Origin of the sequence: Streptomyces caeruleatus (assembly GCF_001514235.1) — a bacterium.
GTDB lineage: Bacteria > Actinomycetota > Actinomycetes > Streptomycetales > Streptomycetaceae > Streptomyces > Streptomyces caeruleatus.
Genome location: NZ_KQ948928.1, coordinates 571,170 through 597,194, shown reverse-complemented (window position 1 = coordinate 597,194; position 26,025 = coordinate 571,170). Strand labels below are relative to the sequence as shown.

The window sequence follows — 26,025 nt, the reverse complement described above, 5'->3', positions numbered from 1 at the left end:
CCCCCGTCACGTCCGGTATGCCGAACGTTGCACAACGCTTCGTACAGACTTCGTCCAACCCCTTGCCGAAGCCTTAGCCGAAGGTTAACGTCCCGCACCGCAACCCCCTTTGAGCCAACTGGCGCTGAGCCGCTCCAGCCACAGGCAACGGGCGCAGAGCCGCAAGCCGTACTCGAGACAAGGACGTCAGCATGTCGGCATTGAGCAACAGGAACTTCGACCGCCGCACCGCACTGAGGGCCGCGCTCGGTCTGGCCGCCGCCGGCGGGCTCGCCGCGTGCGGCGGCAACAACGGCCGCGGCGGCGGATCTGGTTCGGGCACGAACCTCGTGCAGATGTTCCACGCGTACGGCGAGGCGGGCACCGAGCAGGCCATCAAGCGGTACGCGAAGGCGTACAAGGAAGCCAATGTGACCACGCAGTGGATCACCAGCGCGGACTTCGAGAGCAAGCTCTTCTCGGCCCTGCTCACCGACAACGCGCCGGATCTCTTCGAGTTCCACCCGCAGATCCAGATGGTCAAGAGCGGCCAGGTGGCGGACCTCACCGACATCATCGACCCGGTCAAGGACGACTTCAACCCGGCCGACATCAAGTCGCACACGGTCGACGGGAAGATATACGGCGTCCGGATGATCGACGACCCGCAGTTCTTCTTCTACCGCAAGTCGATGCTGGAGAAGGCCAAGGTCGACGTGCCGACCACGTTCGACGAGCTGATGGAGGCCGCCGACAAGCTCACCACCGGCAAGGTCAAGGGCCTGTACATGGGCAACGACCTGCACAGCGTCAACGACACGTTGATCTGGTCGTCGGGCGCCCAGCACCTCGACGAGAAGAACCAGATCGCCTACCACACGGACGGCGTCGTCGAGGGCCTGAAGAAGATGCGCACGCTGTTCACCAGCGGCAACCTCCTGCTCGGCGCCCCGACCGAGTCGTGGGACCCCTCCTCGTTCAACCAGGGCCTGTGCGCCATCCAGTTCTGCGGCATGTGGGCGATGCCGGCGATCCAGGACGCGCTCGGCGACGACTGGGGAGTCTTCCCCTTCCCGAAGGTCACGGACTCCGGAAAGGCGTCGGTCTACAACGGCGGCTGGTCGATGTTCGTCAACGCCAAGGGCAAGAACGTGGACGCGGCCAAGGAGTACGTGAAGTGGCTGTGGATCGATCAGAAGGAGTACCAGGAGGACTGGGCCACGTCCTACGGCTTCCACATCCCGCCGCGCACCTCGATCGCCGAGACGGCCACCAAGCTCAAGTCGGGCAACGCCGCTGAGGGGGTCCGCCTCTTCAACGAGTTCGGGCACTTCGACAACATCGGCTGGACCCAGGCCATGCGCACCGCCTTCGAGGACGTCTTCGCCAACTCCGTCCGCAAGAACATGGACCCGGAGAAGGCCCTCGACAGGTGCGACACGGCCGTCAACCGCGAGCTCAAGAAGCTGTTCGGATAGGCCGCGGGACGGACCACGACATGTCGACGACCACCAAGCTCGACCTCGCGAGCCCCGCCACGGCGAAGGCCTCCTCGGCCAAGCCGCGGCGGGGTCTGCGGGGCAGCCCCACGTTCACCTTCTGGCTCTTCACCGGGCCGTTCCTGATCGGTCTGGCGATCTTCGTCTACGCGCCGATCCTCTGGAGCCTCTGGCTGAGCTTCTTCGAGGCCCGCTTCACCGTCACGCCGGACAAGTTCGTCGGGTTCGACAACTACACGTACATGCTGACGAACGACGACTTCGTCGGCTCCCTCGGCACCTTCACCGTCTTCGCCGCGTTCATCGTGCCCACCACCTGGGCGCTGTCGCTGGGCCTCGCCCTGCTGGTGAACCGGATGCGCTTCATGCGGGCGTTCTTCCGCTCGGTCTTCTTCCTGCCGACCGCGGTCAGCTATGTCGCCGCGTCGCTCATCTGGAAGATGTCCATCTTCAGCGGCGTCCGCTTCGGCCTGATGAACACGGTCCTCGGCTGGTTCGGGGTCGAGAACATCGCCTGGCTGATCGACCCCAACCCACCCTGGTACTGGCTGGTCATCGTGACCGCCCGGCTCTGGCTGCAGTCCGGCTTCTACATGATCCTGTTCATCGCCGCGCTGCAGAACATCCCGGAGGAGCTGTACGAGGCCGCCGCCATCGACGGCGCCAAGTCGGGCTGGCAGACCTTCTGGCACATCACCCTGCCCCAGCTGCGGGCCACGTCCACCGCGGTGATCCTGCTGTTGCTCGTCGCCGCCTACCAGGCCTTCGACGAGTTCTTCAACCTGCTGTCGAAGACCACCTGGGGCCGCCCGCCCCTCATGGAGCTGTACTACAAGGCCCTGGGCGAGAGCCAGGACTACGGCGCCGGCAGCGCGGGCGCGCTCATCCTGACCGTGCTGATCTGTGCCGTGACCCTGCTCCAGGGCAAGATCATGGGCTTCGGAAGGGGGGACGAGTCCAAGTGACCTCCACCATCCCCAAGGTGCGCAAGTCCGCACCGGCGTCGGACACGCCCAGCCGCGTCAGGCGCGGTAACGGCGTGATGAGCTCCACCGGGCTCTACATCGCCACGGGCGTCGCCGCCCTCCTCTTCCTGATCCCGTTCTACATCCTCGTCCGCAACGCCCTCTCCACCGACGCCGAGATCACCGGCGAGACCTGGAAGTTCTTCCCCACGGACATCCAGTGGGGCAACATCAGCGAGCTCTTCGGCGACGAGACGGTCCCCTTCGCCCAGTCCCTGTGGAACTCGGCGGTCGTGGCCACCCTGCACACCGTCGGCGTCCTGCTGGTGTGCTCCCTCGCCGGCTACGGCCTGGCCCGTATCCCGTACAAGCACGCCAACAAGGTGTTCTACGCCGTCCTGGGCACCCTGATGGTCCCGACCGCGGTCACCTTCGTGCCGAGCTTCGTGCTGGTCTCCTCGCTCGGCTGGGTGGACACCTACCGGGGGCTGATCATCCCGGGCCTGTTCAGTGGTTTCACCTGCTTCCTCTTTCGGCAGTACTTCCTGGGCTTCCCCAAGGAGCTGGAGGAGGCTGCACGCATGGACGGCCTGGGCTACTGGGGTGCGTACTGGCGTGTCGTCGTACCCAACTCGCTGAACTTCTTCGCCGCGATGGCGACCATCACCTTTATCGCGGGCTGGAACGCCTTCCTGTGGCCGCTGGTCATCGGGCAGGATCCCAGTTCGTGGACCGTGCAGGTCGCGCTGTCCAGTTACATGACCAACCAGACCGTCGTCTTCCACATGATCTTCATGGCGACGGCCGTTTCCATCCTGCCCCTGGTGTTCGTCTTCCTCTTCCTCCAGCGCTGGCTGGTGCAGGGGATCGCACAGACCGGCATCAAGGGCTGACGCCCTTCCTCTCAAGAGCTGGAGACCGATGTCTTTCCGCACCACCCCCTCCGTCGACTACGTCGAGGACGTCTCGCCCGGCACCGGGGCCCTCGCGCCCCGCGCCTGGTACGCCACCTCGGACGCGCAGTCCCTGTCCCTGAACGGCAGCTGGCGGTTCCGGCTGTCGGCGACCGCCGACGCCGAGGACGACTCGTTCGCCGAGGAGGGGTACGACGCCGGGGACTGGGCCGAGGTCACGGTCCCCGGCCACTGGGTCCTGCAGGGCGACGGCGCGTTCGGGTCGCCCATCTACACCAACCACCTCTACCCCTTCCCGGTCGACCCGCCGCACGTGCCGACCGAGAACCCGACCGGCGACCACGTACGGGTCTTCGACCTGCCCGCCGACTGGCCTGCCGACGGCGGTGCCGTCCTGCGCTTCGACGGTGTCGAGTCCTGCGCCCGCGTCTGGCTCAACGGCACGGAGCTCGGCGAGTTCAAGGGCTCCCGGCTGCCGCACGAGTTCGCGGTCGCCGAGCTGCTGAAGCCGGCCGGGAACGTGCTCGCCGTCCGGGTGCACCAGTGGTCGGCGGGCTCCTACCTGGAGGACCAGGACCAGTGGTGGCTGCCGGGCATCTTCCGTGACGTCACCCTGCTGCACCGTCCGACGGGCAGCGTGGGCGACTTCTTCGTGCACGCCTCCTACGACCACACCACGGGCGAGGGCACCCTGCGCGTCGACTCCGACGTCGACGGGCGGGTGTCCGTGCCCGCCCTCGACATCGATGTTGCGACCGGTGAGCCGGTGACGGTCGCGGTCGAGCCGTGGTCGGCGGAGACGCCGAAGCTGTACGACGGCGAGCTGGTCACGGCCGGCGAGCGGGTGCCGCTGCGGATCGGCTTCCGTACGGTCGTCCTGGAGGACGGCCTGGTCAAGGTCAACGGCAGGGCGATCCTCTTCAAGGGCGTCAACCGGCACGAGTGGCACCCCGAGAAGGGACGCGCACTGGACCTGGAGACCATGCGCGAGGACGTCCTGCTGATGAAGCGGCACAACCTCAACGCGGTGCGCACCTCGCACTACCCGCCGCAGCCGGCCTTCCTGGACCTGTGCGACGAGTACGGCCTGTGGGTCATCGACGAGTGCGACCTGGAGACCCACGGCTTCACCGAGCAGGCCTGGCGGGACAACCCCGTCGACGACGACCGCTGGACCCCGGCCCTGCTGGACCGCGCGGCCCGCATGGTCGAGCGGGACAAGAACCACCCGTCGATCGTGTTCTGGTCCCTCGGCAACGAGGCCGGCACCGGGCGCGGCCTGACCGCCATGGCCGAGTGGATCCACGGCCGGGACCCCGAGCGCCTCGTGCACTACGAGGGCGACTGGGACTGCCGGGACACCGACGTGTACTCGCGGATGTACGCCGACCACCAGGAGGTCGAGCGCATCGGGCAGAACCTGGACGGCGGCACGCTCAAGCGGCGCGAGCTTCCCTTCATCCAGTGCGAGTACGGGCACGCGATGGGCAACGGCCCGGGCGGGATCGCCGACTACCAGCAGCTCTTCGAGCGCTACGAGCGCCTCCAGGGCGGCTTCATCTGGGAGTGGATCGACCACGGCGTGACCCACCCCGAGCTGGGCTACGCCTACGGCGGTGACTTCGGCGAGGAGCTGCACGACGGGAACTTCGTCTGCGACGGGCTGATCTTCCCGGACCGGACGCCGTCGCCGGGGCTCGTCGAGTACAAGAAGGTGATCGAGCCGGTCCGGATCGACGGTGACGGCGCGGACGGCACCGTGCGCGTGACGAACGCGTACGACTTCGGCGACCTCTCGCACCTGCGGTTCGAGTTCTCGTACCAGGTGGACGGATTCCCCACCGGGGCGCACACACTCGCCGTGCCGCCGCTCGCGCCGGGTGAGTCGGCGGAGGTCAAGCTGCCGGCGTCAGCGCCCGACGGGGACGGCGCCGAGGTCCAGTGGACGGTCCGCGCGCTGCTCGCCGAGGACACCCCCTGGGCGGGCGAGGGCCATGAGGTGGCGTGGGCGCAGCGGACGGTCGCGTCGCGCGCTCCCCTCCCGGCCGCCACCGGTGCCGGGCCCACGGCCGACGGCGACCGGATCACGCTCGGCCCGGCCACGTTCGACGCCCGCAGCGGTGCCCTGCGCTCCATCGGCGGGGTCGACGTCACCGGGCTGCGCCTGGACGTGTGGCGCGCCACCACCGACAACGACGAGGGCGCGTCCTGGCAGGACGACACCCGGTGGGGCGTGCTGTGGCGGCAGCTGGGCCTGCACCGCATGCGCCACCGGATCGAGGGCGTGGAGTCGGACGGCGACGCGCTGGTCGTCCGGACCCGGGTGGCGCCCGCCGCCCGGGAGGTGGGGCTGCGCACCGTGTACCGGTGGACGTCCGACGGTACGCGCGTGCGGCTCACCGTCTCGGTCACTCCGGAGGGCGACTGGAAGGTGCCGCTGCCCCGGCTCGGCGTCCGCTTCGGGCTGCCGGCCGAGGGCACCGACTCCGCGGCCTGGTACGGCAGTGGCGGCGAGGCCTACCCGGACACCAGGGCCGCGGCGCGGCACCTGCAGTGGGACGCGAGCATCGAGGAGCTCCAGACGCCGTACGTCCGCCCGCAGGAGAACGGCGCACGTGCCGACGTCCGCTGGGTGGAGCTCGGCGGGCTGCGGATCGACGGTGCCCCGGAGTTCTGGTTCAGCGCCCGCCGCTGGACCAACGAGCAGCTGGACGCCGCCCGGCACCTGACCGACCTCACGCCGGGCGACACGGTCTGGGTCAACCTCGACCACGGCCAGCACGGCATCGGCTCGCAGTCCTGCGGTCCGGGTCCGCTGCCGCAGTACTTCCTGAAGGCGGAGCCGGCGGAGTTCTCGTTCGTGTTCTCCGTGGCCGAGTGAGCGGGCGCAGCGAAAAGGCTCGGTGAAGCACCCGAAAATCGATTGACCGATTGATCGACTTTCCGACACGGTCGGAGAGCCACCAGCGGCCGGTCGGCAGCAATGCCGACCGGCCGCAACTGGTGTTCACCACAAGGGAGTTGATGTCGCTTGAATGGCAATATCGAGGTTCGCGGTCTGTCCCGAACCTTCCACACCACGATCCGCCGCCCCGGTTTCGCGGGCGCACTGCGCTCACTCGTCAACCCTGAGCGCGTCGCCGAACACGCCGTCTGTGACGTGACCTTCTCCGTCGCCCCCGGCGAACTCCTCGCCCTCCTCGGCCCGAACGGCGCCGGCAAGTCCACCACCATCAAGATGCTCACCGGCATCCTCACCCCGACCGAGGGCGAGGCCCGGGTCGCCGGGGTCGTGCCGTACGAGGAACGGGAGCGCAACGCCCGCAACATCGGCACCGTGTTCGGGCAGCGCACCCAGCTGTGGTGGGACCTCCCGGTACGCGAGTCGTTCGCGATCCTGCGGGACATCTACGAGGTGCCGAGGGCCGAACACGCGGCACGGCTGCGGGAGTTCGACGACCTCCTCGACCTGTCCTCCTTCTGGGACACCCGGGTCCGCCACCTCTCGCTCGGCCAGCGCGTCCGCTCCGACCTGGCGGCCGCCCTGCTGCACGACCCGCCGGTCGTCTTCCTCGACGAACCCACCATCGGCATGGACGTGGTGGTGAAGGAGCAGGTGCGGGAGTTCCTGCGGCACCAGGTGGAGGAGCGCGGCCGTACGGTGCTGCTCACCACCCATGACATGACGGAGGTCGAGCGGCTCGCCGAGCGGGTCGTGCTGATCAACCACGGCCGGCTCGTCCTGGACGGCACGCTCGACGAGATCCGCCGCGAGTTCGGCTCGACCTGGCAGGTGCGGGTGACGCTCGCCGACCCGCACACCGAGGTCGGTCCCCTGCCCGGGATCGCACTGCTGCGCCGCGACGGCCCGCAGGCCGTCTTCGGTCCGGACGGCCCCGACGCGCCGACCGTGCACCAGGCGCTGAAGCAGGTCATCGAGCGGTACGAGGTGACGGACCTCGCGCTCGACGAGGCGGACCTGGAGGACGTGATGCGGGCCGCGTACGTGCATGCCGAGACCGTGGCAGAAGGAGCCTGAGATGGCGTCCGTACTGCACGGCTGGCGCGCCGCCCGCGTCACGCCGCTCGGCGAACTGCACACGCCGCCCCGGATGACGGCCGTCCTGCTCCGGCTGACCGTCCAGGTGGTCCTGGTGGCGTCGCTGTGGCGCGGCCTCTACTCCCACACCGGCAGCACCGCCGGACTGACCCGGGACCAGGCGGTCACGTACGCCGTCCTGGCCGTACTGGCCTCCCGGCTGCGGGAGCTGGACCAGTACGCGGGCCGGGACACCGTGCTGCAGCACATGCACTTCGGCACGATCGTCTACTGGTACCTGCGTCCGCTGCCGCCCCAGCGGTACTACGCCGTGCGCGCCCTCGGCGAGCAGTTGTACGGGCTGGCGTGGGCCCTGTTCGGGTATGTGGTCTGCCTGGCCGCGGGGGTGGTGGAACCACCCGGGTCGGCGGCCGTGGCGGGGATGTTCGCCGTGAGCATGCTGCTGGGCCAGTGGGTCCTGTACTACGTCATGCTGCTGCTGGACCAGATGTGTTTCTTCACCATCCGCAACAACTCCGCGATGCTGATCCTGATCTTCGCGCAGAACCTGCTGTCGGGCGTGTACGCGCCGCTGTGGTTCTTCCCCGACTGGTTCATCACGCTGAGCGGCTTCCTCCCCTTCCAGGCGACGCTGAGCGTGCCGCTGTCGATCTATGTGGGGCGGATCGAACTGTCCGACGCGGGAGCCCAGTTGGCCGTCCAGGCCGCCTGGGTGGTGGTGCTGGCGCTGTTCACCCGGTGGGTGTGGCGGCGGGCCGCGCGACGCGTGATCTCGCAGGGAGGCTGAGATGTCGTCGAAAGCCGTGAAGTCCCTGCGTCTCGTCTGGCGCATCTCTCTGCTCAACATCCGCTCCTCGATGGAGTACCGCACCGAGTTCCTGCTGAACATCGCGATCGGCGCGATCTGGCAGATGTCGGTGATCGTGTTCGCGACGGTGCTGCTGGCCCGGTTCACCGGGATGGGCGGCTGGGAGAGCTCGGACGTGCTGCTCATCCCGGCGATCCGGATGCTCGCGCACGGTCTGTTCGTGCTGCTGCTGGGCCGGATGCACTTCATCGGCCGCCAGGTGCAGGAGGGGCTGATCGACATCTACCTCCTGCGTCCGATGCCGGTGCACCGCCAGGTCCAGCTCGCCTACTTCCCGACCAACGCGATCGGCGACCTGACGGTCGCGGCGGGCCTGATGGCGGGCGCGCTCAGCCGCAGCACCCTGGACTGGTCGGCGGGCCGGGTCTCCTATCTGATCGCCGCGGTGATCGGCGGGATGCTCCTGGAGGCGGCCCTGTTCACGGTGGTCGCCTCGGCCTGTCTGCGCTTCCCCGCCGCCGACTACTGGGGCCGCTGGCTGGAGGAGCTCCTCGGCACCTTCGGCAGCTACCCGCTGAACGTCCTTCCGAAGGCGGTCGGCGGATTCCTCACCTTCGCCCTCCCCCTCGCGTTCGTCGCGTACTTCCCGGCCGCGGTCCTCACGGGCCACGACACCTCCGTCCCGTACTGGCTGGCGGCGTCCTCGCCCCTGCTGGGGCTGGTGGCGTACCTGGGGGCGCGGTGGCTGTGGCGGTGGGGGTTGGGGCACTACTCGGGGGTGAACGGATGACGCCATGTGCTCACCCCCGCCCCGGAGGCCGTGCGGACAGGCGCTCCTGGAGCCGCAGATGGCGGAACTGGTACAGCGCGCCCGTCTGACGCAGCACACCGCGGGCGTGCGCGTCCTTGAGGAAGGCCAGCAGTCGCCAGGGCAGGCGTCCGGTGAGCCCGAACCACACCCGTGCGGTGAGGAACCGGCCCCAGGCGCTCAGGACCAGGGTGGCCGGGGCCAGGGACAGCCACAGACAGCCGCAGATCTGCTCGATGCCGCCCGCCTCGCCGGCCCTCGGCAGACGGGCGGCGAGCAGGAGCAGTGAGGAGAGGAGGGCGACCAGGGCGGCCCGTACGAGGGCCGTCCTGCGGTCCTGGGTCAGGCTCCGCTCCGGGGAGGGCACCGCCTGGACGTCGACCGCGCGTGCGCCGGCGTGGAAGACGGACATCGCGAGCACCGCCACGCAGCCGACGAAGCCGCCGATGAGCGCGCCCGAGCCGAGTGCCAGCCCGGCGGACCACCCCGGGTCCCGGCCCTGGTCCAGGCAGGTGTTGAGGAAACAGGTCAGCGCTCCGGTCGGTGCCCCCAGCACCGTGCCCAACAGCAGCCCCCGGCCGAGCCATTGCACGATCACCGTGACGTTGTCGCGTCCGGGCAGTGCGAGGGGCTGCGCGGTGCGGCGGGCGTCGAAGAAGGCGACGAGCAGTGCCGCGGTCACACCCAGGCTCAGCTGCCGGGTCTCCTGGCACACCCGCTCCGACACCTGCTCGGCGGACAGCCACGTGTGGAGGAGTTCGAGCGCGACGAGGGCCGTCACCAGCAGCGCCCGGCGGCTCGCGGACCGGCGTCGCCGCTCGCTCTCCGTCCAGCTCGGACGGTCGTAGGAGAGGATCGCGAGGGTCAGGCCGAACCCGACGGTCCAGGCGGCCACGGCCGGCGGGAAGAGCAGTGCCGCCGGCGTGAGGCCGAAGTACGTCTTGAAGGCGTGCCCGGGCAGGGCCAGCGCCAGCAGGGCCAGCAGCGTCCCGGAGCAGACCGAGGCGAGCAGCGGAGGAGCGAACCACCGTACTGGCCACGGGAGTTCGGCCTCCAGCCGCCACCAGGCGATGGTGCCGCCGCCGTGGTCCTGGGCGTGCCGGGCCAGCAACCAGAGCTGGCGCCGCGCCTTCCGGGCCGTCCAGGGGGCGCCCGAGGAGGGGCCGTAGACGGCCGGTACGTATGCGTCGAGGAGGTGGCGCTCGATGCGTTCCGGGGTGCTGAAGCGATCCTCCAGCAGTACGGCCGGGTTCCGGTCGGGGTCCTCGCGCGAGCCGTCGCAGACCTGCCGGGCCATGGCGATCATGAGCGGGGAGCCCAGGACGGTGCGCAGCGCGGCGGCGGGTGTCCGTTCGGGGTCGTGCCGCAGCCGGTGGAGCACCGGCGCCCAGGTGGTCTCCAGCTGTCCGTCGGCGTTGCGCAGCGGAGGCGCGCCGGACGCCAGATACGCGCAGGCGGTCTCCAGCGGGACGGGGAGGAGTTCGAGCACGGTGGCGGCGGTCAGTACGTCCGTCGACGCGACCGTGGCCGCGTAGGCGTCCGGTCGGCTGGTGAGCAGCAGCGGCACACTCGCGTCCAACTCGGCGTTCAGCCGTCGCATCGCCAACGGCCGTACTGATTCTGGAAGTTGGTCGAAGCCGTCCAGGACCGGGAGGATCAGCTCACGGTCCAGCAGTTCGCGTGCCACGTCCTCGGCGGGGGCGGTCGTGCCCAGCACCTCGTACTGGGCGGCCAGGCAGCGCACGATCCAGTCCGTCAGACCGTCACGCCGTACGTCCCACGAGGCGATCGGGAGGACCACCGGCACGGCCCGGCCTCTCTCCCTTCGTTCCAGGTAGGCGAGCGTCACGCGGTTGGCGAGGACGCTCTTGCCGGAGCCGGCCGGTCCGAGGACGACCACGCGGCGGTGCGGATGGGCGGCGAAGGCGGCCGCCAGTTCCGCGACGCCGCCGTGCCCCTCCGGCGCCCCGGCCAGGGTCGCGTCGTCGGGCACGTTGTGCCGGTGGTCCGAGAGACAGGCGTCGCCGCGCGTCCAGCGGATGTCCATCGGGGCCGGGTCCTGGAGCCGGCGCAGCCTGGCCTCCGCCTTGCGCTCGCCGCGCACCTTCCGGGCGAGGGCTTCCGCCGCCAGGGGGACCCGGTCCGCCGGGTTCTCCGAGGGGGTGCCGAGGAGCCGGGTGAGGAGGGGCGTGATGATCGAGCTGATGACGGCCGCGAGGAGCGGCAGGACGTTCACCAACGTCGAATTGCCCCGTCCGCCGCCCTGCTCCTCCACCGGACTCCGGTCCTGCCCGCCTCCCATGGAGAAGCCGATGTACACGGCGACCCCGATGACCACCCCGATCGCCACGGACCCCATGAACAACAGCACCTTGATCCTCAGATGCTGCGAGCTTCGCGCCATGTTCCCCCTCCACGTCCCTCGGCGAGCGCACACGCACTCACCTCGGGGAACGTGGACGGAGGCCCTCGCAGCAGCCGGAAGTTCCCCCTCCCGGAAGCACTGAAGCGCACGCCACCCGCGCGCCACCCAGCGCGCCACGGCGGGGGCGCTCACTGTTTCCCCCACAGCCCTTGTACGTCACTCTGGTGGACGTCGAACCTGAACAGCGCTCATCTTCTTCGTCACCCATCGGAGACGCCCCCACCATGAGAAGACTGATCGGCACCCTCGCCGCCACCGCACTGGCCCTCACCGGCCTCGCCGCCACCGGGTCGGCGCCCGCGGCGGCCGCCACCGGCGGAACCTTCAACGTCCTGACGTACAACGTCGCGGGACTGCCGGAAGGCCTGAGTTCCGGCAATCCGGAGGCGAACACCCCGTTGATCGCGCCGCGGCTGGCGGCGTACGACATCGTGAACGTCCAGGAGGACTTCAACTACCACGCGGCCCTGTACGCGGGCGACAACCACCCGTACCGCACCGCGACCAGCGGCGGCGTGCCCTTCGGCGACGGCCTCAACACCCTGTCGGACCATCCGTTCGAGGACTTCGAGCGGGTGAAGTGGAACAAGTGCACCGGCACCAACTGCCTGACCCCGAAGGGCTTCTCGCTCGCCCGGGTCCGTCTCGCCGAGGGCGTCTTCGTGGACCTCTACAACGTCCACACCAACGCCGACGACACGGACGACGCGCTCGCCGCCCGCCGCGCCAACGTCGAGCAGCTGTCGGACTTCATCCAGGCGAACTCGTCCGGCAACGCGGTGATCGTCATGGGCGACACCAACACCCGGTACACCCGCAGCGGTGACAACATCCGCACCCTCGCCGACGAGAACGGCCTGACCGACGCGTGGGTGCGGCTGGCCAAGGGAGGCGTCCGGCCGACGCAGGGCGCGGACGCGCTGCTGTGCCCGACGTCGGCGCCGCCGAACGCCTGCGAGGTCGTCGACAAGGTCCTGTACCGCGGCAGCGAGCTCCTGACGCTGAACGCCACCCGGTACAACAACGAGTGGGCGTCGTTCCTGGACTCCGCGGGCGGCAACCTGTCCGACCACTTCCCGCACACCGTCGACTTCTCCTACACCCTCGACCCGTCCCTGAGGGCGAGCGACTTCTTCGGCGGCCCGCACGGCACGGCCTTCAACGACGCCGACGACCTGCCGGCCACCCCCTCGCCCCGCACCCTCACGCTGCGCGGCGCCTCCCGCCTGGACGCGGTGTCCCTCACGCACGACGGCGGCACGACCCTCGCCCACGGCGGTACGGGCGGCACGGCCACGTCCCTGACCCTGGCCTCCGGCGAGCACCTCGCCTCCGCCCGGCTGACGCAGGGCCAGAAGGACGGCCGTACCCGGATCTTCTCGGCCGCCTTCACGACCGACAAGGGCCGCACGCTGTCCTCCGGTACGGCGGCCTCGGACGCCAGGACCTTCACGGCGCCCTCCGGCTGGCAGATCGTCGGGTTCACCGGGCGGGCCGGCGACGAGGTCGACAAGCTGGGGGTGCTGTACGCGCCGATCGGCTGATCCCCGCCGTACTCGGGAGCCGTCGACTCACTCGCTGCGCAGCACCTCGGCCACGGTCAGCCGCCCCGCCCGCCGTGCCGGGACCAGCGCGCCCAGCACGGCGATCACCAACCCCGCGAGGGCGAGTCCGGCCAGGGCCGGGGCCTGCCAGACGTCGGTCATGTAGGCGGGCAGGGTGAGGTCGACGGCGCCCGCCATGCGCGGGACCACCAGGTGGTGGCCGGCCATGCCCAGCGGGATGCCGAGCAGGGAGCCCATCGCGCCGAGGACCGCCATCGACGTCACCGTCATCACCGTGACCTGTCGGGGCGTCATGCCGATCGACTTCAGCATGCCCAGGTCCCGCCGGCGGTCACGGGTGTTGAGGACGACCGTGTTGAAGACGCCCAGTGCGGCGACGACGGCGAGCATCAGGGTGAGGGCGGTGGCGGAGCCGATGACGGTCTGGGTGATCGCGTTTGCGTCCCGCACGTCCGGGGCGATCCCGGGGTCGGCGGCCCGGGCGGCGCGGGCGTAGGCGGCCGGGTCGGTGCCGTCGCGGAGTCGGACGTGGTAGCCGATGGGCTTCTCGTCCGGGGCCAGGGCCGTCAGCGTCGGCCAGTCGGCGACCACGACCCGGGCGTTGCTCTCCATGAACTCCCCGACGACCAGCACCCGTTCGCCCCGGCCGCCCTTCTCCAGACCGACCCGGTCACCGACCCGTACGCCGTTCTGCCGCAGGAAGGCCGAGCCGGCCACGATCTCGCCGCCGCCCCGCGTCCACCGGCCGTCCGTGAGCACGCTGTCCAGCCGGGGACGGTCGCCGCGCCGCCCTTCGAGGATCACCGGGTGCGCCGAGCCCACGAGGCGTACGTCGACGGCGGCCCGTGCGGTGATCTCGGCCGCCCCGGGCAACCCGCCCAGCAGCGAGGCGAGTTCACGGTCGCCGTGCTTCGGCGTGATCTCCTTGCCGTTCTTGAAGTTCGAGGCGTACACGGTGACCTGGTAGGCGTCCCGGCCGGCCTCGCCGAACCGGGTCATCGTCGTGGCGAGCCCGGTCGCGAAGGTCACGGTGGTCACGCCGAGGACGACGGCGGCGAGCGTGAGGGCGCTGCGCCCGGGCCGGGCGAACGGCAGGCCCATGCCCAGGCTCACCGAGCGGGGCAGCCGGCTGCCGGCCAGCCGGCGCTGGACGCCCAGGGCGCGTCCGGCACGCGGGGCGCTGCCCGCGCTGATCGCCCGCGCCGCCGACATCCGGTGGGCGCGCAGCGCGGGCGCGAGCGCGGCGAGGAGGCACACGGCGGGCATGCCGAGCAGCGTGACGGCGTTGATCCAGGGCGCGAGGGAGACGGTGTCGTGAAGGACCCCGGCGTCGGGGCCCGTGAACACGAACCCGAAGAAGGGCCGGGCGAGCAGGTTGCCCGCGGCGGTGCCGAGCGCACAGCCGGCCACGGCGGGCACGGAGATCATCGTGAGGTAGACGGCGACCACCTGCCCCGGCGTGAAGCCGAGCGCCTTGAGCACACCGATGTGCCGGAAGCCGGAGATCACGGCGCCGCTGACCACGTTGGCGATGATGAGGACCGCGACCGCGACGCCGAGGATGCCGAAGGCCATCAGATAGGGCGTGTACGCCCGTGCCGAGCTGCTCACCTGGTGCTTCAGGGCGAGATACGACCGTGAGGCGGTGAGCGCGTCCGCCGGGAGGGCGTCGGTCACCGTGGCGAGCCGGTCGCGCAGCCGGTCGTCCGTCTGGGCGTCGGGGAAGCGGAACAGCATCTGGGTGGCCGTCGGGTGCAGCGCGTCGATCTGCCCGGGCGCGACCCAGGCGTCCGCGGTCCGGCTCAGGTCGAAGGCGAACCCGACGACGGTGAGGGCGGGGCCGCCCGGGGGCATCGGGAGCCGTTTGCCGAGGTCGTCCGGGGTCCAGTCGGACTGCCGGTTCAGGACGACCTCGCCGGGCCGGGTGGCCCAGCGGCCCGCCCACAGGTCCAGCCGGTCCACGGGTCCTGCGGGGTCGGCGCGGCCGACGACCGTGATCTCGGTGCCGAGGCCGAAACTCATGCTGCCGTCCGGGAGTTCGACCGTGGCCTGGGCGTAGGGACCGGCGGCGGCCTCCACGCCGGGTTCGCGCGCGGCCTCCCTCAGCTGTGCGTCGGAGACCTCGGCGGGGTCGAAGGAGGCCACGACGTGCGGGCCGCGCTGCCGGTCGAAGGCCTTGTCGAAGGGGGCGGAGGCCGCGTCGACCAGGCCGAGGGCGACCACCATGGCCGCCGTCGAGGTCAGGGTGACCAGCGCGATGACAAGGGTCTGGAGTCTGCGCCGCCGTACCGCCGCGCGGGCGGCGCGCCACACGGCCCTCATGCGGACGGCTCCAGGGTGTGTTCGCCGGTGACCCGGCCGTCGGCGAACTCGATCAGGCGGCTGGCGCAGCGGCGGGCGAGATGCTCGTCGTGGGTGACCAGGACCAGGGTCTGGCCGATCTGGTTGAGGTCGAGCAGCAGGTCCATGACCTGTTCCCCGGAGCGGCTGTCCAGGGCGCCGGTCGGCTCGTCGGCGAGCAGCAGGGCGGGGCGGTTCATCAACGCCCGTGCCACGGCGACGCGTTGGCGTTCACCGCCACTGAGGACCGCGGGGTAGGCGCCCCGGCGGTCGGCGATGCCGAGCTCGTCGAACAGCTCCAGGGCGCGTCGCCGGGCCTGCCGTGCGGGCGTGCCGGTGAGCTGCGCGGCCAGGGCGACGTTGTCGAGGGCCGACAGGTCGTCGATGAGGTTGAAGAACTGGAAGATCATGCCGATCCGGCGGCGCCGGTACAGGGCGAGTCCCTTCTCGCTCAACTCCCCCACGTTCTCGCCGTGCACGACGACCTCGCCGCCCGTGGGCCGGTCCAGTCCGGCGATCATGTTCAGGAGCGTGGACTTCCCGCACCCCGACGGCCCCATCACCGCGACCGCCTCCCCGGCCCGGATCTCCAGCGAGACCCCGGCCAACGCCGCCGTCTCGCCGTACTCCTTGCGCACGCCGTCGAGCCGTACGACGACCTCTCCCCTGCTGTCCTCAGTGACCATGGACAGGACGCTACGAGGCCGGGTGGGGCCCGGGCATCCCTCCCCGGATGGCATCCGGCCGCTCGTCTCATCCCGGGGATGCAGGGAGTGCATCCCCGGGCCGATGCGGACCCGGTGATCGTCTGCCAGGGTGAACCCCATGGGGGAGGACTGGAAGACGAACGGCCTCGCGGTGGCGCTCGCGCTGGCGTGTGCCGCCGTACTCGTGCTGGGTGTCGCGCTGTCGCGGACGCGCCGCCGGTGGCGGGACGCCGTCGGGGAGCGCGGCTGGCTGCTGGAACGGGAGCGGGAGCGCGCGTCCCGGGCCGCGGTCGCGGCCGAACGGGACCGGATCGCCCGCGAGTTGCACGACATCGTCAGCCACAACGTCAGCCTCATGGTCGTCCAGGCCAGTGCCGCCCGCGAGGTGCTCGGCACGATGCCGGACGAGGCCGCGGCGGCGCTGCGGGCGGTGGAGGACGCGGGGCGGGGCGCGATGACGGACCTGCGGCATCTGCTGGGGCTGCTGGCACCGTCGCCGAGCGGTGAGTACGACGACGTGGACGACGGCCCGCGCGACGACGACACCGCTGTCGACCTGACGCCGCAGCCCGGCCTCGACCGGCTCGGCCAACTCGTCGACCGGGTCTCGTTCGCGGGCCTGCCCGTCGAGGTCCGCGTCTCCGGCGAACCCCGCCCGCTGCCGCAGGGCATCGCCGTCACGGCGTACCGCATCGTCCAGGAAGCACTCACGAACGCCCTCAGACACGGCGACGGCGGCAGGGCCGAGGTCACCGTGCGCTACGCCGACCACGCGCTGCGCGTGGAGGTCCTCAGCACCGGGCCGAGCGTTCTGACCGGGGACGCCCCGCCGCCGGTGGCGCGGCAGGGGACGGGGCGCGGGCTGCTGGGGCTGCGGGAGCGGGTCGCGGTGTACGGCGGTGATCTGGACGCCCGTCGGCGCCTCGGCGGCGGGTACCGGGTCCGGGCGCGCATCCCGATGGACCGCCCGTGACGGCGCCCCGGGTACTGGTCGTCGACGACCAGACGCTGATCCGGACCGGTTTCCGGCTGATCCTCACCTCGCGCGGCATCGACGTGGTGGGGGAGGCCGCGGACGGCGCGGAGGCGGTGTCGCTGGCCCGCGAGCTGGCGCCGGACGTGGTGCTGATGGACATCCGGATGCCGACGATGGACGGCCTGGAGGCGACCCGCCGCATCCTGCGGCAGTCCCCCGACTGCCGGGTGCTGATGCTCACCACCTTCGACCTGGACCAGTACGTGTACACGGCCCTGTCGATCGGAGCGAGCGGCTTCCTGCTCAAGGACGTCACCCCGGAACACCTGGCGGCATCGGTACGCCTGGTCACCACCGGCGACGCACTCCTCGCCCCCTCCATCACCCGCCGCCTGGTGGAACGCTTCGCTGCCGCCGCCCCCGCACCACCGCCACCCACCTCCCTGTCCGCGCTCACGCCGAGGGAGCTGGAGGTCCTGACCCTGCTGGGCCGGGGCCTGTCCAACACGGAGCTGGCCGAGCACCTCACCCTCAGCGAGGCGACCGTGAAGTCCCATGTGGCCCGCATCTTCTCGAAGCTGACCCTGCGCGACCGGGCCCAGGCGGTGGTGCTGGCGTACGAGACGGGCCTGGTGAAGCCGGGGCCGCACCCGGCTTCCTAGGCTGCTTAGGCAATAGGCTAGTGACCAGAGGAACGGAGGTCACCCCATGCCCCGAGCGGGTCTCACCGCCGACCGCATCACCTCGGCCGCCGCGGACCTGGCCGACGAGGTCGGGTTCGAGAAGGTCAGTCTGTCGGCTCTGGCCCGGCAGTTCGGCGTGAAGGACGCGAGTCTGTACTCGCATGTCAGGAACCTTCAGGACCTCAGGACGCGGATGGCGTTGCTCGCGGGCGGGGAGATGATCGACCGGATCGCCATGGCGGTCGCGGGACGGGCGGGCAAGGACGCGCTGAAGGCATTCGCCGACGCCTACCGGGAGTACGCCTTGCGGCACCCGGGCCGCTACGCGGCGACCCAGATCCGGATCGACCAGTCCCTCGTCGCCGACTCCCCCGCCATGCGCCGTACCGCCGAGATCACGTACGGCGTGCTCCGCGCGTACGGCCTGGACGAACCCGATCTCACCGACGCCGTGCGCCTGTTGCGCAGCACCTTCCACGGCTACTGCGCGCTGGAGTCGACGGGCGCCTTCGGCGCTCCCCGGGCCGTGCAGGAGTCCTGGGAGCGCGCTGTCGACGCCCTGCATGTGGCGCTCGTGAACTGGCCGCGCGGCGGGCAGGGCCGGCAGCCGCCCCAGGTGCCACGCTGACCACTTAGACTGGAAGCTTCGCGGAGGTCACACTCCGCAACGGGGGAGGGAGCGGGTCATGTCCCAACAGCAGCTCGGACGCGGCCCCTTGAGGTCCCGTCAGCCCCGACAGCCTGCTACCACCCCGCCCGCCCCCGACGAGGAACCCTCGGACGGCTCGCCTCCCGCCCGCTTCGTCGGCTGGCTCGGCGGGCTCGGGGCCGCGGCCGCCGGGTACGGCGTGTTCCAGTTCCTGTTCAGTGTGCTGCCCGACTCGATCGACGGGGCGGCGGCCCGGTATCTGATCTCCGGGATCAGCGGGCTCGGCACCTTCGTCGCGGCGTGGCTGGCGGCCGCGCTGCTGCGGGCCCGTACCGCGGCGTCCGCGGAGCGCGCGCAGGCCCCCGCCGTCGGGCCGGCCGCGATGGCACCGGGCGCGCCCGGCCCGCTCCCGCGGGTGTTCGCCTCCGCCTACGACGCCCTGGTCGACCAGGTGTCCGTCGTGGCGGACCCGGAGCGCGGGCGGCTCACCGGCTGGCCGCACTCCCTCGGCGAGCACACGCCCTCCCGGCCCACCCCCGTCGGCACCGCGTACGGCCTGCACATCATGCTCGACCTGGGCGTGCCCGACGGCCGGCTGAGCACCGGCGACCTGGTGGACACGCTGTGGCGGCTGCGGCTGCCGGGCGGCGGCTGGTCGGCGCGCTCTCAGGGGTCCGAGGCCCGGCCGGAGGTCACCGCGCTGGTGCTGGGCGCACTGGCCCGGGCGGGCACGTCGGCCGAGCGGCTGACGGCGGAGGTGGACCGGTGCACGAGCGGCTTCACCCGGCAACTCGACCGCGCCGGACTGGAGTCGACGCATGTCGTGACGACCGTGCTGCGCGGGCTGCTGCGCGCCGCACCCCGCTCCGAGCTCCTGCCGGCGCTGCGCGAGGCCCTCGCGGACGGCGCCATCAGCGACCCGCGCCGAGAGCACCTGCGCTGCTGGGGCTACCGGCTCCAGCCGCCGTACGGCAGACCGTCACCGCTGCACACCGCGCAGGCCGTCGTCGCCCTCGACCGGGCCGCCCGGGTCCTGGGCGAGGACTCCGACGCACGGGCCGCACGGGCGCGGACCGCCCGCGAGGACGGCGTCCGCTGGCTGCTGTCCTGCCCGGACGCACCCCACGACACCTGCCCGGACCTGGACAACCTGCACGAGGAGGTACGCCGTCCGCGCACGGACGACCCCTCGCGCCACGAGGTGCTGAACGTACGGCACTTCACCGCCTCCTGGCTGGCCCGCGCCCTCCTGGCGCCGGGCGCCCTGGAGATCGCCCGCGCGGACGGGCTGGAGGACGAGTGGCGGGTCCGGCTGGAGGGGGCCGTCGCCGCGGTGTGGGCGGGGCAGACGGAGGGCATCTGGTCCTGGGGGCTGGGCGACGGCACCGAGCTGCGGCGGCCCATGTGGATGACCTATCAAGGTCTTTCGGCGCTGCGCGGGCATGCCGTATGGATGTATCAGCCGGGTGGTTGAACCCGGTGGTGACGAACGGGCGTTGGAGGGTGGGTGCATGGGCGGTCGGCACGTCCTGGCGGCGCGAGGGCTGCTGGCCGGGGCGCTGGACGGTGAACTGCCCGAGCACCGACTCGCGGCCGAGGCCCGCCGCGTCGTCTGCGAACTCGGCGCCCCCGACCGTCTGCTGGAGCTGATCGACGACCTCGTCTCCGGCGAGGGCGACCCGGAGGGCTGCGCACGGCTGTCGTACCGCCATGTCCTGGGCTTCGACAAGCTGCTGCTGATCGACGGCGGGCCGCGCCGGATGCTGCGCGCCCATGTGTGGCATCCGGGCGCGGGCACGATCGGCAAGGAGGACATCCACAACCACCGTTCCCCGCTGGCGTCCTACGTCGTGCGGGGGCGGCTGGCCATGGAGCTGTACGAGGTCGACGACCGGGCGGGTGGTCTCGCGGCGGCCCGTTACGAGGAGTCGCTGGCGGAGCGGTCGGCGGACTGGACGCTGAGGCCGGCCGGTCCGGCGCGGCTGCGGCTGACGCATCTGGGGCAGTACGCGGCGGGCAGTTCGTACGCGCTGCCCGCGCACACCCTGCACCGGGCGTGGTGCGACACGGACGAGCCGACGGTGACGCTGTTCCTGGAGACGGGTGCCGAACGGCGTCGGCACACCGATGTGTTCACGGCGGCGGGCCCGCATCCGGGCGCGGTGGCGAAGGTGCCGCTGGCGGCGGGGGACTATCTGGACGCGTTGCGGGACCTGGCGGAGCGGCTCAGGGCCTGGTGAACGCCTGCCGCACGATGTCGAGGTTGTACTCGTCGATGTCGACCGTCGTCAGCTCGGTCCGGGTGAGCCAGGCGGCGTCCTGGTCGGGCTCGGGCAGGGTGATCACCGCGGTCAACGGCCTGACCAGGAAGTTCTCCTGCCAGTTCTTGATCTCGTGTCCCCGGTAGTCGCTGAGGAAGGACGACTCGCCGACCTTGCGGACGATCTCGCCGAGCAGTCCGGTCTCTTCCTTCAGCTCACGCAGGGCGCCGTCCTCGGGGCTCTCCCCCGGCTCCAGCTTTCCGCAGGGGACACCCCACACCCGCGGCAGGAACCGTTCTCTCTCGCTGCGGCGCACCAGGAGCACGCGCTGCTTGTCGTCCATCACGACGGCGGCCGCCAGTCGCTTGTCGCCGGGGATGTCCATGGTCATGGTTCCTCGGTCCCTCGCCGGTGATGAGTCCAAAGGGTCTGATACCCGGGAAACGGTCAACGTTAACAGGAACGGCGGCTGAACGCGTCCACCTCGTCGTACGACGGGATGGTGCCCGACGGGGTCCGGCCCGCCCGGATCTCCGCGACCGCCTCCAGTGCCGCACCCAGCGCTCGCCGGTAGAGCAGCGAGCCGAGGCTGATCCGGCGCACACCGAGGTCGGCGAGTTGAGGGAGGGTGGGGCCGGTCGGGGTGTGGAGGATGTTCAGAGGGACGGCGAGATGCTTCACCAGCGCGCCGATCTCCTGGGGGCAGGTGACTCCGGGTACGAACACGCCGTCGGCGCCGGCCTGTTGGTAGGCGTCGAGCCGGTCGAGTGTGCCCGCTCCGTCGCCCAGCCAGTACGTGTCGGTGCGGGCGTTGACGAAGAGGCCTGGTGCGGCTGCCTTGACGGCCTCGATCTTCGCGGCGTGCAGGGCCGGCGGGCCGAGGCGGTCCTCCAGGTTGATGCCGACGGCGCCGACGGTTGCCAGCTCGCGGGCGAACTCGCCCACGTTCTCCGGGTCGTCGCTGTAGCCGTCCTCCGCGTCTACGGAGAGGAGGTAGGGGGCGGAGCCGAGGGCCAGGGCCAGCCGGAGGGTCTCGTCGCGGGTGTCCGACGTTCCGTCGGGCAGGCCGGCTGCCGCGGCGACTCCCAGGCTCGTCGTGCCGATCGCAGGGAAGCCCTGGTCGGCCAGGGCTCTTGCCGAGGCGTGGTCCCAGGCGTTGGGGAGGAGGAGGGGGGTGTCCGTGTGGTGGAGTGCGGCGAAGGTGGTCATGACCGGGTTCCTGTGGGGTCGGGCGGGGATGCCTGTGCGGGTTCGGTGGGGGCGGGCGTTTTTGCGCAGTTCCCCGCGCCCCTGGCGCCTGCGGCGGCCCGTCGAGAGTGCGCGGTGTCGGACGCCGACCGCTGCGGGCGGACACCCCCCGACACGTCCCCTTCCCGCCGTACGCGGGTGCGGGTGTGTGGGGGTGCGCCGGTTCCGTAACGCTAGGCGCTCGTCGTTTCGGTGCCGGCCGAAGTGATCCGGACCACACTCTTGAATCTTCAGCAACCTGATCCGCGGTCGGCGGCGACCGCAGGGCATGACTTCCGCACGACGCTCGACGCCCGCGGCCGGACATCGCCGGTCCCACGCGGCCCGCAAGCCCCTCATCGCGGGTCTCGCCGCCACGGCCGCCCTGGTGGGGGCCTGGTACGCCACCGCCGGCGCCGCCCCGAGCACCTCCCCCAAGCTCACGCCGACGACCACCGCGGTGAGCCTGTCGGCCAAGTTCCCGTATCTGTCGGCCGGCTACAACAACACCCGGGAGTGGACGCGCACGGCGACCGCGGTGGCACCGAACGGCACCCTGCGCGTGGCATGGCCCGCGGCGGACGGCGTCCATGTCACCCCGCTGACCGCGGCCGGCAAGCGGTCGGGCACGGACACGGTCGTCAAGGGCACCAAGGAGGTCGGCGGACTCGTCGCGCACAACGACGGCTTCGCGCTGCTCACCCGGGTCGCCGACACCAACAAGTGGAAGGAGACGGCCGCCGCGATCGTGCGCTACACCAACGGCAGGCAGACCTTCCGCACCAAGCTGACCGGCACCGCCACGAACGACACGTCACCGACCCTGGACGGCCAGCTCACCTGGAACGGCACCAAGTACGGCGCCTACTTCGTCGTGCACGGCGCGGGCGGCTTCGCCGACGGGCACTTCGGGGACAAGTTGTCGTACGTCAGCGCCAAGGGTGCCAAGCTCGGCGGTGGCTGGAGCTGGGGGTGCAGCCACAACGAGGGCATCGCGCTGCACGCCGAGAAGACCGGGGCCTTCACGTCCCTGTGCTTCGACGACTGGCGTTCGGGGCTGTTCGTGTCGACGGGGATCGGCGCGCCGGATGTCGCCCCGGTCGTGCAGCGCGAGCAGTGCTGGGCGGGTTACTGCGGCGGCACGTATCCCGGCCGGACCGGTGATCTCGTGAAGTCCTCCGGCGGACGTTACGCCACCGCCTTCGCCTCGCGTGGCGCCGCCTCCGCGAAGAAGAACCCCGCCGACTCGTCGGGCCGCGGCTGGACGGTCACCCCGCAGAGCAGCACTCACCAGGTGGCGGTCGCCTTCCTCAAGGACCGCAACTCCGGTCCCGGCAAGGCGATCCGCCTCTCCCACACCAAGGGCACGGAACACGTCAACGTCCGCCTCGCCCCGTACGGCAAGGACCGTCTCCTGCTGTCCTGGGAGTCGCTGAAGAACGCCAAGTGCAAGGCCGGCACCTGCACCGGCACGTTCACGGGGACGAGCTTCCGGCTCATCGACTGGAACGGCGGGTTCAAGAGCGCCACGAAGGTCGTCGGCACCCGGATCACCGGCGACATCGCGGTCCAGAAGGACGGCACCCTGGCGTGGGCGTCCGTGCCCGTGAAGCCGTCGTACGCGACGCCGCTCACCGGGGCCTCCCCGACCACGACGACGCTGCAGATCGCTCGCCTGAAGCCCTGAGGTCCAAAGGCCGGTGAGGTCCTGAAGGCCGTACTGTTGCGGTGATCATCATCGCGACGCGTACACGACGAGGACACACGGGGGCTCGCATGACCATTCACCGACCGGGGCAGCCGGAGGACCTTCCGCCGGGCGAGGTGCTGTGGGCACGGTGGGCGCTGCTCGCGGCCGTCGCGACGACCACCGAGCGGGAAAGGATCCCCACCGTGCACCGGTCCGGCCACTGGATCGACGAGGCGGGCCTGAACTGGGACGACTCCGGCTGCACCTGGTGGGTCATGTCCAATATGGGCGAGGGCCGGTTCGTGCTCTACGGCGAGGACGAGTCGAGCGGCGTGAAGTGGCACGAGCCGCCGATCGACATGCTGGCGGGCGGCCCCGACTGGCTGCCGTACGAGGAACTGCGGTACCGGCTGGAAGGCAACGAACTGGGCTGCGTCTACTGGTACGAGAACGGGGCGTGGAGCCGGGCGCCCTACCCCGACAGCCTCGGGGACGACGGCCTGGACTGCGGCATGAGCGACTTCGTCGACCGCGGAGCCCTGCTGCGGGAGCTGGCGGTCCGCGTCGACGAGCCGGCCGACGGGCCGGGCCGGGACAGCCTCCTGGCCGACGCCGAGGCGCACCGGCTGGACGCACGGCTGCTGCTGGAGTGCCTGCGCACCCATGCCGACGGTGACCCGCTGGACCCGCCCGCCGTCGCCACGGCGCTGGACCGGGCGGGCATCACGGCCACGGCCCAGGAGGTCAGGCGCTAGCGGTCTCGACCCGCACGCCGTCGCCGTCCGTCAACCACACGCGGACGGCACGGTCGTCGCTCCAGCGGACATGGATCCCGCCGTCGGCGTCCACGTCCACGGTCACCAGTTCTTGGAGCGGCGCGGGTTCCGGTTCGGCCGTGAGCCGGGCGAGGGCGACGAAGAGGGTGGGACCGGCCTCAGTGGTGCCGGTGAGTTCGTCGTCGAGCCCGGCGACAGGGCGGAGTTCGGCGCGGACCTCGTCCGTCGCGGCCCACCCAGTGATCCGGACCGGCGTCCCCTGCGCCGCCCCCGCCACCAGATGGGCCCGCACCTCCACGGCCCCCCGCGCGAGCACCACGCTCGTCACTCGCGCCCCGTCGCCGGCCGAGTGCCGGGACGCAGCCCAGCCGTCGCCCACGCCCAGCGGCACGATGTCCGTACGGCTCGGATCGTCGCCGACGAGCACGCTGTTGTCGTACGTCGGGGCGGGCGCCGTCGCCGTCGAGTAGGCGAGGCGTGTGTAGTACGGGTCGTAGCGGACGTCCTCGCTGCCGTGGTTGTGGAGGCGGACCAGGCCGTCCGCGCTGGTGGACTGGAGGAGCCAGTTGGGGGCGGCGACGGCGGTGACCGCGTCCGTGCGCTCGGCGGGGGCGGGTTCCTCCGCCGCCGTCCACACCTCGTGGTCCGCCGGGAGGAGCAGGCCGAGGAAGCCCTTGCTGGCCCAGTACGGGGACGCCGGGCCCGAATAGCCCTGCAGGACGGCCTCGTCGGGGCCGTGCCAGCCGAGGCTCAGCAGACCGTGCTCGTCCACGGCGCCGCGCTCCAGGAAGTACTTCAGCGCGCCGGAGGACAGCCGGCGGGTCTCGCCCGGGGTGAGTGGCGTACGGCCGGTGAGGGCGCCGAGCCACAGGGGTGCCGTGGTCGCGAAACGGTAGGTCAGGGAGCGGCCCTGGTGCATGGGGGCGCCGTCGCCGCCGAAGAGGCGGGCGTAGTCCTCCAGATGGCGGGAGAGCCGGCCGCCGTACAGGTCGAGGAGCCGTTCGTCCTGGGCCAGCCAGGCGTGCAGCACCGGGTAGAGGTGCATGGCCCAGCCGTTGTAGTAGTCGTACTTGCGGCCGTCGCCGTCGGTGTACCAGCCGCCGCCGACGTACCACTCCTCGATGCGTCCGAGCCCGCGGTCGATCGCCTTGCGGGACTCCTCCGCCTCGTACCCGATCTCCTGGAGGAAGCCGCCCACCGTCACCGGGAACAGCTCCCAGTTGCACGGCCAGGCTTCCGCGGTCAGCCCGTCCCCGAGCCAGGCCGCCGCACGCTGGCGCACCCCGTCGTCCAGCCGGTCCCACAACAGCGGCCGGGTCAGTCGCAGGGCGAGGGCGATCGACGCGGCCTCGACGAGCGGCTGGCTGCGGTCCTCGATACGGGGCCAGACACCCGAGACGCCGGCCGCGAGACCGTCGGCGTAGCGCTCCAGGGCCGTCTCGTCCCGGCGGAAGGCCGCCAGCAGGAGCGTACGGGCGTAGCCCTCCAGGCCGTCCGAGAGGCGGCCCGACCAGCTCTGGCGGTCGCCCGGGAAGTGGTAGAGGGCGCGGTCCTCGGTGGCGTACGGCTCCACGGCGGCGAGCAGGGAGTCGGCGGCCGTCTCCCAGTGGGCGCGGGTGTAGCCGGTGCGCGGGCTCAGGGTGCGGTCGTCGGGGGGCAGGTGCATCGGTTGTTCTCTTTCTCGCCGGCTCGG

21 protein-coding genes are annotated in these 26,025 nt (G+C 71.4%); 15 read left to right on the top strand and 6 right to left on the bottom strand.

The window, feature by feature from the left end; all coding sequences use genetic code 11:
• Nucleotides 1-191 precede the first annotated feature (191 nt).
• The 7 genes from AQJ67_RS18080 (at nucleotide 192) to AQJ67_RS18050 (ending at nucleotide 9,015) form a co-directional block, all read left to right on the top strand.
• Complete coding sequence (locus AQJ67_RS18080; RefSeq protein WP_062719925.1) at nucleotides 192-1,457, top strand: ABC transporter substrate-binding protein; 1,266 nt, start codon at nucleotides 192-194, stop codon at nucleotides 1,455-1,457.
• Nucleotides 1,458-1,477: 20 nt separating this feature from the next.
• Entirely contained in the window at nucleotides 1,478-2,443 is a 966-nt protein-coding gene (locus tag AQJ67_RS18075; protein WP_062719924.1) for a carbohydrate ABC transporter permease, read from the top strand.
• A complete protein-coding gene (locus tag AQJ67_RS18070) occupies nucleotides 2,440-3,336 on the top strand; it encodes a carbohydrate ABC transporter permease (protein WP_062719923.1) in 897 nt (298 codons plus the stop codon). The genes AQJ67_RS18075 and AQJ67_RS18070 overlap by 4 nt, the downstream gene beginning before the upstream one ends.
• A gap of 28 nt (nucleotides 3,337-3,364) precedes the next feature.
• Nucleotides 3,365-6,238, top strand: coding sequence for a glycoside hydrolase family 2 TIM barrel-domain containing protein (locus AQJ67_RS18065; protein WP_062719919.1), 2,874 nt, complete (start codon nucleotides 3,365-3,367; stop codon nucleotides 6,236-6,238).
• Between the two features lie 150 nt (nucleotides 6,239-6,388).
• Nucleotides 6,389-7,396, top strand: coding sequence for an ABC transporter ATP-binding protein (locus AQJ67_RS18060; RefSeq protein WP_062719917.1), 1,008 nt, complete (start codon nucleotides 6,389-6,391; stop codon nucleotides 7,394-7,396).
• A 1-nt stretch (nucleotide 7,397) separates the two neighbouring features.
• Nucleotides 7,398-8,204: an ABC-2 family transporter protein gene (locus AQJ67_RS18055; RefSeq protein ID WP_062719915.1), complete on the top strand. Its 807-nt coding sequence runs from the start codon at nucleotides 7,398-7,400 to the stop codon at nucleotides 8,202-8,204.
• Between the two features lies 1 nt (nucleotide 8,205).
• Nucleotides 8,206-9,015: an ABC transporter permease gene (locus tag AQJ67_RS18050; protein ID WP_062719913.1), complete on the top strand. Its 810-nt coding sequence runs from the start codon at nucleotides 8,206-8,208 to the stop codon at nucleotides 9,013-9,015.
• A gap of 10 nt (nucleotides 9,016-9,025) precedes the next feature.
• Here AQJ67_RS18050 and AQJ67_RS18045 read toward each other — a convergent pair whose 3' ends face one another.
• Complete coding sequence (locus AQJ67_RS18045; protein WP_062719911.1) at nucleotides 9,026-11,437, bottom strand: NACHT domain-containing protein; 2,412 nt, start codon at nucleotides 11,435-11,437, stop codon at nucleotides 9,026-9,028.
• A 245-nt stretch (nucleotides 11,438-11,682) separates the two neighbouring features.
• On the opposite strand from AQJ67_RS18045, the gene AQJ67_RS18040 reads away from it, so the two are divergent.
• Nucleotides 11,683-13,002, top strand: coding sequence for a jacalin-like lectin (locus AQJ67_RS18040; protein WP_062719910.1), 1,320 nt, complete (start codon nucleotides 11,683-11,685; stop codon nucleotides 13,000-13,002).
• Nucleotides 13,003-13,029: 27 nt separating this feature from the next.
• Here AQJ67_RS18040 and AQJ67_RS18035 read toward each other — a convergent pair whose 3' ends face one another.
• Together AQJ67_RS18035 and AQJ67_RS18030 are read right to left on the bottom strand one after the other, a co-directional pair.
• Nucleotides 13,030-15,345, bottom strand: coding sequence for an ABC transporter permease (locus AQJ67_RS18035; protein ID WP_062719908.1), 2,316 nt, complete (start codon nucleotides 15,343-15,345; stop codon nucleotides 13,030-13,032).
• Complete coding sequence (locus AQJ67_RS18030) at nucleotides 15,342-16,049, bottom strand: ABC transporter ATP-binding protein (protein WP_062719906.1); 708 nt, start codon at nucleotides 16,047-16,049, stop codon at nucleotides 15,342-15,344. The genes AQJ67_RS18035 and AQJ67_RS18030 overlap by 4 nt, the downstream gene beginning before the upstream one ends.
• Nucleotides 16,050-16,188: 139 nt before the next feature.
• Here AQJ67_RS18030 and AQJ67_RS18025 point away from each other — a divergent pair, with 139 nt between their 5' ends.
• Genes AQJ67_RS18025 through AQJ67_RS18005 form a run of 5 tightly spaced genes read left to right on the top strand, consistent with a single transcriptional unit; the run spans nucleotide 16,189 to nucleotide 20,618 of the window.
• Nucleotides 16,189-17,043, top strand: coding sequence for a sensor histidine kinase (locus AQJ67_RS18025; protein WP_062719904.1), 855 nt, complete (start codon nucleotides 16,189-16,191; stop codon nucleotides 17,041-17,043).
• Nucleotides 17,040-17,708 carry a response regulator gene (locus AQJ67_RS18020; RefSeq protein WP_062719902.1) on the top strand — a complete coding sequence of 223 codons (669 nt, stop codon included), beginning with the start codon at nucleotides 17,040-17,042 and terminating at the stop codon, nucleotides 17,706-17,708. Before AQJ67_RS18025 ends, AQJ67_RS18020 begins: the two co-directional genes overlap by 4 nt.
• Nucleotides 17,709-17,754: 46 nt before the next feature.
• Complete coding sequence (locus AQJ67_RS18015; RefSeq protein ID WP_062719901.1) at nucleotides 17,755-18,357, top strand: TetR/AcrR family transcriptional regulator; 603 nt, start codon at nucleotides 17,755-17,757, stop codon at nucleotides 18,355-18,357.
• A gap of 58 nt (nucleotides 18,358-18,415) precedes the next feature.
• Nucleotides 18,416-19,852 (top strand): hypothetical protein, encoded by a 1,437-nt coding sequence (locus AQJ67_RS18010; protein WP_062719899.1) that lies wholly within the window; start codon nucleotides 18,416-18,418, stop codon nucleotides 19,850-19,852.
• A 37-nt stretch (nucleotides 19,853-19,889) separates the two neighbouring features.
• Nucleotides 19,890-20,618, top strand: coding sequence for a hypothetical protein (locus AQJ67_RS18005; RefSeq protein ID WP_062719898.1), 729 nt, complete (start codon nucleotides 19,890-19,892; stop codon nucleotides 20,616-20,618).
• Here AQJ67_RS18005 and AQJ67_RS18000 read toward each other — a convergent pair.
• Together AQJ67_RS18000 and AQJ67_RS17995 are read right to left on the bottom strand one after the other, a co-directional pair.
• The gene (locus tag AQJ67_RS18000) at nucleotides 20,605-21,030 is read right to left on the bottom strand and encodes an NUDIX hydrolase (protein ID WP_062719895.1); all 426 of its coding nucleotides are present in this window, start codon (nucleotides 21,028-21,030) and stop codon (nucleotides 20,605-20,607) included. The genes AQJ67_RS18005 and AQJ67_RS18000 overlap by 14 nt on opposite strands.
• A gap of 62 nt (nucleotides 21,031-21,092) precedes the next feature.
• Nucleotides 21,093-21,848 (bottom strand): isocitrate lyase/PEP mutase family protein, encoded by a 756-nt coding sequence (locus AQJ67_RS17995; protein ID WP_062719893.1) that lies wholly within the window; start codon nucleotides 21,846-21,848, stop codon nucleotides 21,093-21,095.
• 307 nt (nucleotides 21,849-22,155) lie between these two features.
• Between AQJ67_RS17995 and AQJ67_RS17990 the strand changes: the two genes are divergently transcribed.
• Both AQJ67_RS17990 and AQJ67_RS17985 read left to right on the top strand, forming a co-directional pair.
• On the top strand, nucleotides 22,156-23,553 hold the full coding sequence (locus AQJ67_RS17990; protein WP_062719892.1) for a hypothetical protein: 1,398 nt from the start codon (nucleotides 22,156-22,158) through the stop codon (nucleotides 23,551-23,553).
• An 89-nt stretch (nucleotides 23,554-23,642) separates the two neighbouring features.
• Complete coding sequence (locus tag AQJ67_RS17985) at nucleotides 23,643-24,311, top strand: hypothetical protein (RefSeq protein WP_062719890.1); 669 nt, start codon at nucleotides 23,643-23,645, stop codon at nucleotides 24,309-24,311.
• On the opposite strand, the gene AQJ67_RS17980 is transcribed toward AQJ67_RS17985, so the two are convergent.
• Complete coding sequence (locus tag AQJ67_RS17980; RefSeq protein ID WP_062719889.1) at nucleotides 24,301-25,998, bottom strand: DUF2264 domain-containing protein; 1,698 nt, start codon at nucleotides 25,996-25,998, stop codon at nucleotides 24,301-24,303. The two genes, AQJ67_RS17985 and AQJ67_RS17980, sit on opposite strands and share 11 nt — an antisense overlap.
• Nucleotides 25,999-26,025: the final 27 nt, after the last annotated feature.